Source organism: Methylocella tundrae, assembly GCF_901905185.1.
GTDB classification, from domain to species: Bacteria; Pseudomonadota; Alphaproteobacteria; order Rhizobiales; family Beijerinckiaceae; genus Methylocapsa; species Methylocapsa tundrae.
In genome coordinates, this window is the sequence record NZ_CABFMQ020000001.1 from 64,864 (window position 1) to 78,062 (window position 13,199).

A 13,199-nucleotide genomic window follows, 5' to 3' on the forward strand; every position below is an offset into this window, starting at 1 on the left:
GCGCGCGGCATGCGACGGTTTCAAGGTTATCGAAGGGAAGGTTGCTTGGCAAGACGCGCACTCGCCTCGTCGCGAGGCGCTATTTTTCGATCAGTCTGAAAGCGGATTTGGCCGCCAACGAATAATCATCTTGCCCTTGGATAGCCGCATCGGATAGAAACAGACAGAATAAATCCGAGAATTAAAGTATATATCTGGATTTTTATGTGAAATCAGGACGGCGAATTTGCAACGCGTTGACCCCTCGAAGTTCCTAGGCCCCGGGCTGCTGAGCGCGCAGCAATGGGAGCAGCTCAATGCGCTCTCGGCGACTTTAAGCCCACGCCAGGCGCTTTGGCTCAGCGGCTATTTCGCCGGGATAGAAGCGGCCCGCGCCGAAACTTCGACGGCGCTCCCTGACGCGCCAGCGGCCTCGGTCACGCCGCCCCCGGAAATGGCGCCTTCGACGGCCGCCGCCGCGCGCACGCTGACAATCCTTTTCGGTTCGGAAACAGGCAACAGCGCCGCTCTCGCGCGGACCGCCGCCGCTGAAGCAAAGGCCCTCGGCCTTGAGGCGAGCGTCGTCGACATGGGCGACTATAAGCCGCGCCGCCTCAAGGAAGAGCAGGATCTTCTCATCATCGCAAGCACTTACGGCGAGGGCGACCCGCCGCAGCCGGCAATGGCGTTCTTTGAATTTCTCGAAGGACGCAAGGCGCCGACGCTGGAGGGCGTGCGTTTCGGCGTGCTGGCGCTCGGCGATTCAACCTACGAGAAATATTGCGAGGCCGGCAAGCGGCTCGACCGCCGCTTTGAAGAGCTTGGCGCGGAGCGGCTTATCCCGCGCGTCGACTGCGACGTCGATTACGATGATCCGGCGGCCGCCTGGATCGCCGACGCGCTGGCGCGGCTTGCGCTGAGCGAGGGCAAATCGGCGCAGCACGCGATCGCCGCCGCCCTGACGAGCGCAAGGCCGGCGCCGGCCGTCTTCGACAAGCGCAACCCTTTCGCGGCGACGATCAATGACAATCTGATATTGACCAGCCGCGGCTCGACCAAGGAAACGCGTCATATCGAAGTTTCGTTGATGGGCTCGGGCCTCACTTATGAGCCAGGCGACGCGCTCGGGGTTTTTCCTCGCAACGATCCGGCCCTTGTCGAGAAGATCGGGGGCGTCCTCGGCCTTGATCTTTCGGCGCCGCTTGCGTTGAAGGACGGCGAGGCGCCGCTCGCCGAGGCGCTCGCGGCAAAATTTGAAATCACCGCCGCGACGCCGCGGTTCATCGAACATTGGGCCGAGATTTCCGGCGCAACCGAGCTGAGCAAGCTCGCCGGCGACGATCACGCCGAAGCGCGCGCCGCCTATCTGCGCGAAAATCATATTATCGACGTCATCCGCGCCTTTCCGGCTCCCGGCGTTTCAGCCGAAGCTTTTTTGGCGGGCCTGAGGCCGCTGCAGCCGCGCCTTTATTCGATCGCGTCGAGCCTTGCAGCCAATCCCGGCGAAGCGCATCTCACGGTTTCCTCCGTGCGTTATATGCTGCACGGCGAGCCCCGCGCCGGCGTGGCGTCCGGCCATCTCGCCGATCGCGCCGCGCCGGACACGACGGCGCCGGTCTACATCCAGTCCAATCCGCATTTTCGCCTGCCGGCCGACGACGTTCCGATCATCATGATCGGCGCCGGCACGGGCGTCGCGCCCTACCGGTCCTTCATGCAGGAGCGCGAAGCGCGCGGCGCCACAGGACGCTCGTGGCTATTCTTCGGCGAGCGTAATTTCCGCACCGACTTTCTGTATCAGCTCGAGTGGCAGGCCTATCTCAAGGACAAGGTTTTGTCGCGCATGGACGTCGCCTTCTCGCGTGATCGGACCAACAAGGCATATGTGCAGCATCGGCTCGTCGAGGGCGGGCGCGAGGTCTTCGCATGGCTGGAGGAGGGCGCGCACGTCTACGTCTGCGGCGACGCGGCGAAGCTCGCGCCCGATGTGCACGCCGCTCTGATTTCCGTCGTCGAGACGCATGGCAAACGATCGCATGACGCGGCCGAGCACTATATGCGCGGCTTGCTGAGCGATCATCGCTATCAGCGCGACGTCTATTGAGGATTTTGCGATGACGAAGAGCCTGCCCCATCCGGACCGCAGCCGCGATATCTCCCAGCCGCTCGACAGGCTCAGCCCCGACGAGCGGATGAAGGTCAGAAGCGATTATCTGCGCGGCACGATCAAAGAGGGACTTCTCGACGCGATCACCGGCGCCGTCAGCGGCGAGGACAACGCCAAGCTCATGAAGTTCCACGGCATTTACGTGCAGGACGATCGCGACCTGCGCGACGAGAGGCGCCGCCAGAAGCTCGAACCAGCCTATTCCTTTCTGATCCGCCTGCGGCTTCCCGGCGGCGTCTGCACGCCCGCGCAATGGCGAAAGCTCGACGAACTCGCGCGGGCCTATGGCAATGGCTCGCTGCGCGTGACGACCCGCCAGACGTTCCAGTTTCACTGGGTGTTGAAGAACGACCTCAAGGACACGATACGCGGCCTGCACGAGGTTCTGATCGACACCATCGCCGCCTGCGGCGACGTCGTGCGCGGCGTCATGGCCTCCGTCAATCCGGGCCTGTCTTCGCTGCACGCGGAGGTTTACGACGCGGCGAAGCGGCTCAGCGAACACGCCATGCCCAATATGCGCGCCTATCATGAGATCTGGTACGGCGAGGAGCGCGTTGCGACGTCGGAGCCCGAAGAGCCCTTCCTCGGCAAGCAATATCTGCCGAGAAAATTCAAGATCGGCTTCGTCATTCCGCCGATCAACGACATCGACGTCTATACGCAGGACCTCGGCTTCATCGCCATAGCCGAAAACGGCCGGCTTCAAGGCTTCAACATCACCATCGGCGGCGGCATGGGCCGCACCGATCAGGCGCCTGAAACCTATCCGCGGCTTGGCGACGTCATCGGATTCATTCCCAAGGACAGGCTGCTCGCGGCGACGGACGCGGTGATCGGCGTCCAGCGCGATCATGGCGATCGCGTGACGCGCGCCCATGCCCGCTTCAAATATACGATCGACGATCTCGGGCTGGATTGGGTGAAGGCGGAGATTGAGCGGCGCATGGGCTTCGCGCTGGCGCCGGCGCGCCCCTTCGCCTTGACAACCAATGGCGACGCCTATGGCTGGGCCAAGGGCGAGGATGGCCGCCATCATTTCACGCTCTTCGTCGAGAACGGGCGGATCGTCAACCGCGAGAATCTCGCGCTTCTCGATGGTTTACGCGCCATTGCCGAGGTTCATCAGGGAACGTTCCGGCTGACGCCCAACCAGAATGTCGTGATCGCCGATATTCCGGAGAAGGAGAAATCGAAGATCGCCGCACTGTTGAAGGCGTATGGGCTGGATCATCGCAATGACCAGAGCCTCTTGCGCCTCAACTCCATGGCCTGCGTCGCCCTGCCGACCTGCGGCCTCGCCATGGCCGAAAGCGAGCGCTATCTGCCCGCGTTGGTGACCAGGATCGAAAAAATCCTCGCGGCGAATGGGCTGGAGCAAGAACCGATCACCATCCGTATGACCGGCTGCCCCAACGGCTGCGCAAGGCCGTATGTCGCCGAAATCGCCCTCACCGGCCGCGCGCCCGGAAAATACAACCTTTATTTCGGCGGCGGCTTCTTTGGCCAGCGCCTCAACAAGATGTATCTCGAAAACGTCGGCGAAGAGGCGATCCTCGCCGCGATCAGCGAGATCGCCGCTCATTATGCGCGCGACCGCACGCCCGGAGAACATTTCGGCGATTTCACCATCCGCGCCGGCTATGTGAAAGAGGTGCGCGCGGGGCGGGAGTTCAATGATTGAGGGCTGCGTTTGGCGCGCCAGGAGCTCTCATCCTGTACTACCCGCGTTGATGAGCAGGGCGGCGCCCTCCGCCTATCAACCCCCGAACGCCAGATAAGCCGAAATCGTCAGCAAGGATGCAATCGTCGAAAAGAGGATGACGGCGGAGGTGACGTCGGCCTCCCGCCGGTAATATTCGGCGAGCATGAAAGCGCCGGTGCCGGTCGGCAGCGCCGCCATCAGTACGGCCGTCCTGGCGGCGATCGGCGACAGGGCGAAGACGTATCGAGCCAGCAGCCAGGCAAGCGCGGGCTGGCCGACGAGTTTCAGGACGATGAGAAGGCCGACGGCGCCGTCATCGCGTTTTTTTGGCGCGCTCTTGCCGGCGAAAAACAATCCGAGCGCGACGAGCGCGCAAGGAGAGGCCGCGCCGCCGAGCAGCTTGAAGAATATTTCCGCGTGATCTGGAATTGCAAAGCCGGAAGCGGCGACGAGGGAGCCGAGCGCCGGCGCGATCACAAGCGGATTGCGCGCCAATGATCTGGCCACCTTCAGCGCCAGAGGCCCAACGCGTTTTTCGGCCTGCAGACCAATTTCAACCAGAATGATCGCGCCGCCGAAGAGGACGCAGGCGGTGAAGATCGTCGCGATGACGGCCCCGGTCTGGCTGGCCGGCCCGAGGGCGACAAGGCAGAGCGGAATGCCGATATAGCCGGTGTTGCCGTAAGCGGCGTTCAGCCCGTCGATGCTGGCGTCGGCGAGAGGCCGTCGCGCGCGCAGTCGAAGAGCGACGGTCACCGCGAAAGCGGCGGTACAGCTGAAGCCAAAGACGGCGATGAAGCCGGGCTGATACACAGCCGCCCAACTCGCATGGGCCATGATGTCAAATAGCAGCGCGGGCAGCGCCAGAAAAACAACGAAGCGGTTCAGTTCGCGCGAGGCGTCCGGCCCGAGCGCGCCGAGCCGCCGGCTGAGATAGCCGGTGAGGATCAGCGCGAAAATCGGGAAGACGACGCCGAAGGTAGAGAGCATGTTGCGCCTGGTCGGGAGCGAGGAGCCGCGGCAAGGCTTAGCCGCTGCGGCGCAACAATCCAACGGCGATCAGTGGCGGGAGCCGGATCAAATTCCGGCGCCGTCGTGGAAGTCTTCACATTCACCGGGATAGGCACCCGAGTCGGCCATCTCTGCAAGATCAGAGGGGCTAGGAGCACGATAGCCCGCCGCTCGACAATGCTCAAAAAGCGAATCCCGTGTCTTCATGACAAAATTACGCAAATGGGGTTCAGCGTAGAGAGGCTCCACACTGTCCCACCAAAGAATGACGAGAGCAGAGATCCTTCTGTCCATGTTTCGGAGATATGCGGGATCGGTCGGTATGATGCTTGCAAAAATGTGCTCCACGATACAGTGGATGTAGACGAGGAGATAAGGCAGGCGGCTATAGAGATAGCGCCACTGTGTCAGCATGCTGCCCGCATCCGAGAAGATAAAGTTAATGTTCAGCGGCTCGGTACGGATAGCTTTATGAGTCGCAAATAGGTGCATAGCCTTGTTGCAAACACCATCGAATCCATCCCGTGCTTCCTTGTCGTATCGAAGTCGAGCAAGGTATTCAGCATTGAAACGGTGGTCTTCCTCCAACGCACTAAGAACCTTCTTGATCCTCTCATTATGGACATTTATGCCTCCTGCTGCTTGGCTGTAAAGCTTCGCCGGGTCTGAGGTCAATTTTTGAGCGAAGTCGTGTTGATTAGCTATGATACACTCAAGAAGGAACACACTCTCTTGGAGAGGCTTACGCACCAACATGAAAGTGATGTTCAGCTTTCCTTTTCGCGACGCCTCTAAAGCCTCGTAGAAGCAGTGGAGCATGTCGCCAAGCACAGCTGGGAAGACGATGGTAGTAAGAAGGTTAGCGCGCTCATCCACACGGCTAGACTGCTCCAGCCAGACGAAGATGTCGTCCGCTTTCTCCAAATCCGAGCGATCCGCTTCATCGCGGAACTGGATAACCGATTTGAAAGCTGAAGCTTTTTGACCGGAGATAAGTAACTGTGTCAGCACGTCATGTACAGTGAAGCACAGCTGATGCGCCACCATATGGACGACCGGCAGGCGTGTGTTTGCCCTATTCGCTAACGATGAATATTGCCGCATTTTATCTCAGGATGATTAGCGTGGCAGTCTGATCATAGCTGAAATGGCGATTAGTGGCCATCTCACAGGTTAGGGCGATAAGCTTCAGCCAGCCTTCACTGCTGCCACGCAGCAATCCAGCGGCGATCAGTGGCGGGAGCCGGATCAAATTCCGGCGCCGTCGTGGAAATCTTCGCTGCGCACCTGCGCCTGGGAGATCGTGCTGCCGGGAGGCACGCTGCGGGTCAGCCAGACATTGCCGCCGATCGACGAGCCCCGGCCGATGGTGACGCGGCCGAGAATGGTCGCGCCGGCGTAGACGACGACATCGTCCTCGACGATCGGGTGACGCGCCCCGCCCTTGACGAGCGCGCCATGCTCGTCCGTCGGGAAGCGCTTCGCGCCCAGCGTCACGGCCTGATAGAGCCGCACATTCTTGCCGATGATGGTCGTTTCTCCGATGACGACGCCGGTGCCGTGGTCGATAAAAAAGCTCTCGCCGATCTCGGCGCCCGGATGAATGTCGATGCCGGTCGATGAATGCGCGATTTCGGCGATCATCCGCGCCAGCAGCGGCGCGCCGAGCTTGTACAGAACATGCGCGAGCCGATGATGCAGGATCGCGGTGACGCCAGGATAGCAGATCAGCACTTCGTCGATGCTGCGCGCAGCGGGATCGCCGTCATAGGCGGCGCGGATATCGGTGTCGAGCAGCGCGCGGGCTTTCGGCAGCTCTTTTGCGAAAGCGGATACGACGGCGGCCGCGAGGTCGGATGGCGAGTCGATGATCAGGGCGGCGCCGGACGTGAACTCGAATTCGAGCCGAAGCTGCTCCAGCAATTCCGTCAGATTGACGTCGAGTGTATGGCCGACATAGAAATCGACCCCCTCGCAAGTGATCCTGCACGTGCCGAGGCGGTTCGGAAACAGCGCGGCGGCGAGGCCTTCCATAATGCGTACCAGTATCTTGCGTGAGGGCAGCTTGGCCGGCCCCTCGCGCGTTTCGTGATCCTTGATCCGTATGTCGCGCAGCTCCGCGACGATCGCCTCGATGTTCCACGTGGGGCGATCGATCTCGCGAGCGCGCCTTTTTTTGATTTCCGGGTTCATCCTGCGACCCTCATTGTACGAAGTCCAACCGAATGCCTTGTTCGCGTTAAGCGCTTTTTAGGGCAGACAGTGAAGCTAGTCGATGGAATAAACGTATCGTTCGGCGTCTCTCATTCAAGCCGGTCGGCGCGCCGTAACTCCGGAAAGCGCCAGGCCCAGAAGGCGACGACCAGAAGGGCGCCGACGCCGCCGAAGATCGCCGCCCCGGCGGCGCCGAGAAAGACCGCGGCGACGCTCGACTCGAAATCGCCAAGCTGATTGGAGGCTCCGATAAACACATGATTGATGGCGCTGACGCGCCCTCGCATGGCTTCCGGCGTGCCGAGCTGGATCATGGTCTGGCGGATCACCATGCTGATCATGTCGAACCCGCCGAAGGCGATCATCGCCGCGACCGAAAGCCATATCGAGGTTGAAAATGCAAACACGATCGTCGCGACGCCATAGGCCGCGACGGACCATAGCATGATGGCGCCGACGCTCCGCCGCAGCGGATGGCGGGCGAGGATCAATCCGACGATGACGGCGCCCATAGCCGGGCCGCTGCGCAGGAGGCCAAGTCCCGCCGGGCCGACCTGAAGGATGTCGCGCGCGAAAATCGGCAAAAGCGCGGTGACGCCGCCAAACAGCACGGCGAAAAGATCGAGTGAAATCGCGCCGAGAAGAAAGCGATTGCCGCGCAGATAGGAAAACCCCGCCAGCAGGCGCTTGAGGCCCGTCGCCTCGTTCGGGTCGCGCCGCGCCGGCCGCGCTGTAACGCCCGCGATCAACGGCGCTGCGATGGCGTTGAGCGTCGCGGCGAGGCAGAACAGGGCGACGCCGTTCCAGGCGAGAAGCAGGCCGCCGACCGCCGGACCGATGATGGTGGCGGCCTGCAGCGAAGAGGTCGAAAGGGCGACCGCGCGCGGAAAAGCGTCCAGAGAGACGATGTCGGGCAGCAGCGCGGCCAGCGCCGGCTGGGAGAAAGATCGCGCGGAGCCGAGAGCGAAGACGATGGCGTAGATCGGCCAGACCTTTGGCGAGGCGCTGAAAATAACCGGCAAAAGGGCGATCGAAGCCAGAGCCTGCGCCACGAGGCAGATGATGACGACGTGGCGGCGATCGAACCGGTCGGCGGCGTGGCCGGTCGCCAGGATGAAAAGGATCGCCGGGAGGAACTGGGCAAGGCCGACTAGGCCGAGGCTCAAAGGGTCGTTCGTCAGCGCATAGACATACCAGCCGATGGCGACATTCTGCATCTGCATGGCGAAGGTCATCGCCATGCGGGCGCTGACGAAAAGCCGCAGATTTTGCCGCCGCAGAATCGGCGCTCCGGCCTGCAAAGGCGCGCTGGCTTGCGGAGTTTCAGCCGAGGCTTGCGTCATGTCGTCTCTTTAGGCGGTGGCGCGTGGCCATACGCGCCGAAGCGGCTTGGCCTTGAATATGGAGAAGCTGCGCCGATTGCTCAACGCAGGCCCCAAAGCGGGTCGAGCAGGCTGAACTACGCGGCGCCGCGCCGCTGTCTCCTCACGCCCGCGCTCGCCGAGCGGAGAACCGCTTGAAGCGCGTCCCATCCGCCGGCTGGTCCCTGATAAGGACTGATGCCGGCAAGCTCTTTTTTCGACATTCTTGAAACTCCTGCACGGGCTCAGCCCGCGCGGCCAAGTGGCGGCCAAGTGGCGGCGTAGCGGCCATTTTCGGAAAGTTGCTTCTCTTATGCAAGGAACAGGGGTGCAATGCAGTGTGGTCTTTCGCCGCCGCCATCGTTTTTGCATTCGTCGGGCAAAACAAAAAAAAAGCATGATCGCGCCAATGCAGCGATCATGCTTGCCGGATTCGAACGGGCCTGCGCCTCCGGCGCCGACCGATCAGTTGCGGGCGCCGGTCGCGGTCCGTCCCCAGTTCAGGATGTTGTTCGTCGCGCCGGTAATCGAACTGACCGCCGTGTCGACGAGGGCGAGCGGTCCGGTAGCCGCCGGGGAAGGCTTTTGCGGCGGCGGCTCGGCAGCTGGCGCCGCTTGCGCCAACTGTGGCTCAGGCAAGCTTGCTGGCGCGCTTGTCTCGGCGACCCCGGCGGGGTTCGCAGCCTTGGTTTTGACGCCATTGTGGCTCGCGAGAGCCTTTGCGTGAGTTTCGGATTCAACAGCGGCGGTCTTCGGCGCTCCGGCATGGGGCGCCTTCGCGGCGGTCTTTCCGATCACGTTCGGACGCGGCGGAGGAAGAGCCGCCGTTTTCACCGGGGTTTTCGGCGAGCCATCCTTGGCGAGCGCCGGTTTGCCATGCGCGGGCTTCCCCACCGCAGGCTGTGCAGGGGAGGACGGAGTTGTCGCAGGCTGGGCGACGGCCTCCTGAGGCTGAGTTTCCTGAGGCGCGGGGGGCGCGTCAATGAGCGCCGCGTCCTTCTTGATGAGACTGCCGTCCGGCCGCACGGCCGCCGTCTTCACCTTTTTTGCTTCGGGCGCGAGCGGCGCAGGCGGGCTGGCGAGCGCTTGGCCGACAGCGGCGCCGCCCATGAGGGGAGGCGGAGCCAGAATATCCGGCGTGGCGCTCGCCGGGGCCTGTGGCGGCGCGGCATTGGCGGGATTGACGGCTTCGCTCAGCGAAATCACGCGGGGCGACGGTTCGTGCGCGGGCGCTGCGCCCGCCGCGTCCTCGGCGCTGGCCGAGGCCTGTTGCTGCGGCGCGGGCGCGGGGCTTGCGGTCTCCGCACTGGCCGTTGCGTTGGGCTTCGCGGCGGGCGTGGTTTCCTCGCTCTGCGCAACCGGGGTCTTCGAAGCCGCTTGCGAAGCTTCGGAAGCGCCATCGTGCCTGAAGCTGAAGCTTGCGCCTATGCCGGCGATGCCGGCGAAGACGACCGCCGCCATGAGATAGAGCGGGCGCCGGGATCTCTTTTCTTCGTCGGCCAGGGCGGCCTCGCCGGAGACGGCTGCGTCATCGACATAAACAAACCTGTCCAATTCCGCGCCCGCGCTCTCCAAAACAGTTTCGTCCCGGGTCGCGGACAGCGCTGCGGGCAGACTTTGCGAAACGCCCGAAAATTCCTCTGCGATGGCGGAAAAATGGCTCTCGACATAATCGTCCGGCGTGTCTTCCTCGTCGCGCAAGGCGCGCAATTCGACCGCCGCCGCCGCTACGGGTTCCGGCAGTCCGTCGGTCTGCCTCGCCGCGCGCAGCAGCGCCGCCTCGATCTCGGCGAAATCGCCGCCAATGACCGGCTCTTGCGAGTTGGCGTCGGCCGGCTTGAAAGCAGTCGCGCTTGCGTCTGTTTCGTGCTCCGGCTCGAAGCCGACCGTCTGACGCCCATCCTCGGTTTCGGCGGCCTTCTCGTCCGGGGCGCCGATGAGGCGCATGAGTTCGACGATAGCGGCCTCGTCGCTCACATGCGGGCTATCGGGCCGACGCATCCGCCGCTCAAACTCGTCCAGATCGATCAATGGCTGCCGTCTTGTAACTGGCTCGCTCATGTTTCTGACCCCTCACACAGTCCATCTGGCGGAACGCCGATCCCAAAGACAGCCTAAGCTGTGCCATAATGGTTAACAGACATTAAGAAAGTGCAATTGTGGCTGATCTTTGCCGCCCGACGCATAAGTTTGAAGTGGCGCGAGTCCTTGGCCCAAGGAACGAACATCGACGCCACGCGCGAAACTAGATTACGTAGTTAAAATATTGGCGAAGATTTGGATTGATGCGGATTTTTCGTCTGACATGCTTAATGTCGAGAGAATCTGCGAACGGCCCAGCGTTCTTGCATAAAATGATCATTGAAGCGCGAAGTTCAGGGAGAGCGAGCGGGAGGGAGGGGCATGTCGACCTATGAGACGCGTCACGATCAGATGTTTCCGAAACTTCAGGCGGCGGAAATCGACCGGCTCCGGCGCTTCGCCGAACTCCGGCGCTTCGCGGCGGGCGAGCCATTGTTCAGCGTCGGCCAGCCGACGCCGGGCATGTTCGTTTTGCTCGAGGGCGTCGTCTCCGTCGCCTCGCGCGATGGTCTGGGTCACGTCATTCCGATCGAGGAGCTGGGACCTCGGCAGTTTCTCGGCGAAATCGCTCAATTGTCGGGCCGGCCATCGCTCGTCGACGCCGAAGCCAGGAGCGCAGTCGAGGCGCTTCTGATTTCGAGCGATAATTTGCGCGCGGTCGTGATCGCGGAGGCGGAGCTCGGGGAGAAAATCATGCGGGCGCTGATCCTGCGCCGCGTCGCCTTGATCGAAAATGGAGCCGGCGGCCCGCTCCTGATCGGCTCGGCCATGAGCCCCGACGTCATCCGGCTGCAAGGTTTTCTGGCGCGCAACGGCTATCCGCATCAGCTCTGCGACCCTGCTGAGGACCACGACGCGAAAGAGCTCGTCGATCGCTACGCCCCAGATCCGGCGGACCTGCCTCTGGCGGTCTGTCCAAACGGGGCCGTGCTCAAGAATCCGGACGAAGTTGATCTCGCGCATTGCCTTGGAATGACGCCGGCGGAGGATCGGAAGCGAACCTACGACGTCGCTGTTGTCGGCGCCGGTCCCGCGGGTCTCGCGACTGCGGTCTACGCCGCTTCCGAAGGACTATCCGTGATTGTTTTGGATGAGAGAGCTTTCGGCGGCCAGGCGGGAGCCAGCGCCCGTATCGAAAATTACCTTGGTTTTCCGACCGGCATTTCCGGGCAGGCCTTGGCGGGCAGGGCTTTTGTGCAGGCGCAAAAATTCGGCGCAGAGATCGCGATCCCCGTGGCGGCGACAAGACTCGATTGCGCCGTCACGCCTCTTGTCCTCGGCGTGGCGGAAGGCCCGGACGTCAAGGCGCGCGCCGTCGTCGTCGCGTCGGGAGCGCGCTACCGCCGCCCTGACATCGCCAATCTCAAACAGTTTGAAGGCCGCGGCGTGTGGTATTGGGCCTCCCCTATCGAAGCGCGCATGTGCCGCAACGATGAGGTCGTGCTCGTCGGCGGCGGCAATTCGGCGGGGCAGGCCGCCGTCTTTCTGTCCGGCTTCGCCGCCAAAATATGGATGCTTGTGCGCCGCGACGGGTTAGCCGCCACCATGTCCCGCTATCTGATCGATCGTATCGGGGCGACGGCGAACATCGAGCTCTTGACGGAGACGGAGATCGTCGCACTCGAAGGATCGACCGATGGCCGACTCGCCCGTGTCAGATGGCGCCATCTTCGCTCGGGGCTTGAAACGGAAAGGCCTGTCCGCAACATTTTCCTGTTCATCGGCGCCGACCCGGCGACGCTATGGCTTCGCGATTGTGGCGTCGCTCTCGATGGCAAAGGTTTTGTGCGGACCGGCCCCGAAGTTGCCCCCAGCGATGCAAACGACAAGGCCGCTCAGGCGCTGCCTTTGCAATCCAGCGTGCGCGGCGTCTTCGCCGTCGGCGACGTGCGCTCAGGATCAGTCAAGCGCGTTGGCGGCGCGATCGGCGAGGGCGCCGCGGTCGTCGCTCAATTGCATTTGTTTCTTTCCGGCGCTCAAAGCAGCGTCGCTTGACGCCTCCCCTAAGGCCGCGTTCAACGGCCGCAAACATGCGAGAAGCAGCAATGGTAAAACATATCAAATTATGGATCGTGGTCGCCGATGGCGAACATGCGCGCATCATCGCTCCGCGCGAGGATGGCGTTCTCGAAACCCATGATCGCATCAATTCGCAGAGCGCCCACCTGCGCTCCAAGGACCTTGGCAGCGACCGGCCCGGCCGGGTTCATGAAAGCGCGACGACGGCTCACCACAGCGCCGAGCCGCGCACCGATCCGCATGAGGCGGCGAAGGAGCGCTTCGGCAGGAACCTCGGGCACTGGCTGACAGAGCAGTCGAGACAGGGCGCGTTTGACGAACTCCTGCTCGTCGCGCCGAGCCATATTCTGACCGATCTGCGAGAGGAGCTCGATCGGCCGGCGGCGGAGAAGCTGCGCGGCGTTCTGGCCAAGGACCTGACAAAAACGCCGGACGACGAGCTGCAGCCCCATCTCAGCGAATGGGTGAGGCCGCCACAGCGCGTGCGATAGAGATCCGCGGAGCCTGCGACCGTACGAGGCTCTCTTTGAATCCTCTGTGACTCGCGCGCCGCCGCCGCAATCAACCCCTTGCGGCAGCGGCGTTAAAGGATCACAGTAATCGCCGCTTGCCGCGCTCTCCTCGCGCGGATTGTCTGAGATTCAAAGCCTGCGCGCTGACG

9 protein-coding genes are annotated in these 13,199 nt (G+C 62.8%); 4 read left to right on the top strand and 5 right to left on the bottom strand.

All coding sequences use genetic code 11. The annotated features are described in order from the left end of the window. Positions 1 to 226: 226 nt before the first annotated feature. Together MPC4_RS00250 and cysI are read left to right on the top strand one after the other, a co-directional pair. Positions 227 to 2,083, top strand: coding sequence for an assimilatory sulfite reductase (NADPH) flavoprotein subunit (locus MPC4_RS00250; RefSeq protein WP_174510758.1), 1,857 nt, complete (start codon positions 227 to 229; stop codon positions 2,081 to 2,083). Positions 2,084 to 2,093: 10 nt separating this feature from the next. Next, positions 2,094 to 3,830 carry an assimilatory sulfite reductase (NADPH) hemoprotein subunit gene (gene cysI / locus MPC4_RS00255; protein ID WP_174510759.1) on the top strand — a complete coding sequence of 579 codons (1,737 nt, stop codon included), beginning with the start codon at positions 2,094 to 2,096 and terminating at the stop codon, positions 3,828 to 3,830. 75 nt (positions 3,831 to 3,905) lie between these two features. Here the strand turns inward: cysI and MPC4_RS00260 are convergent, their stop codons facing one another. The 5 genes from MPC4_RS00260 to MPC4_RS00280 all read right to left on the bottom strand — a co-directional run bounded on the left by MPC4_RS00260 (position 3,906) and on the right by MPC4_RS00280 (position 10,498). Continuing rightward, on the bottom strand, positions 3,906 to 4,841 hold the full coding sequence (locus tag MPC4_RS00260; RefSeq protein ID WP_174510760.1) for an AEC family transporter: 936 nt from the start codon (positions 4,839 to 4,841) through the stop codon (positions 3,906 to 3,908). A gap of 87 nt (positions 4,842 to 4,928) precedes the next feature. Beyond that, the gene (locus tag MPC4_RS00265) at positions 4,929 to 5,966 is read right to left on the bottom strand and encodes a hypothetical protein (protein WP_174510761.1); all 1,038 of its coding nucleotides are present in this window, start codon (positions 5,964 to 5,966) and stop codon (positions 4,929 to 4,931) included. 144 nt (positions 5,967 to 6,110) lie between these two features. Beyond that, positions 6,111 to 7,055 carry a serine O-acetyltransferase EpsC gene (gene epsC, locus MPC4_RS00270; RefSeq protein WP_174510762.1) on the bottom strand — a complete coding sequence of 315 codons (945 nt, stop codon included), beginning with the start codon at positions 7,053 to 7,055 and terminating at the stop codon, positions 6,111 to 6,113. A gap of 110 nt (positions 7,056 to 7,165) precedes the next feature. Then, a complete protein-coding gene (locus MPC4_RS00275; RefSeq protein WP_174510763.1) occupies positions 7,166 to 8,419 on the bottom strand; it encodes an MFS transporter in 1,254 nt (417 codons plus the stop codon). A 483-nt stretch (positions 8,420 to 8,902) separates the two neighbouring features. Further along, positions 8,903 to 10,498: a hypothetical protein gene (locus tag MPC4_RS00280; RefSeq protein WP_174510764.1), complete on the bottom strand. Its 1,596-nt coding sequence runs from the start codon at positions 10,496 to 10,498 to the stop codon at positions 8,903 to 8,905. Positions 10,499 to 10,840: 342 nt separating this feature from the next. On the opposite strand from MPC4_RS00280, the gene MPC4_RS00285 reads away from it, so the two are divergent. Both MPC4_RS00285 and MPC4_RS00290 read left to right on the top strand, forming a co-directional pair. Beyond that, positions 10,841 to 12,514 carry an FAD-dependent oxidoreductase gene (locus tag MPC4_RS00285; protein WP_174510765.1) on the top strand — a complete coding sequence of 558 codons (1,674 nt, stop codon included), beginning with the start codon at positions 10,841 to 10,843 and terminating at the stop codon, positions 12,512 to 12,514. 50 nt (positions 12,515 to 12,564) lie between these two features. After that, positions 12,565 to 13,029: a host attachment protein gene (locus tag MPC4_RS00290; RefSeq protein WP_174510766.1), complete on the top strand. Its 465-nt coding sequence runs from the start codon at positions 12,565 to 12,567 to the stop codon at positions 13,027 to 13,029. The last annotated feature ends 170 nt before the right edge of the window (positions 13,030 to 13,199 follow it).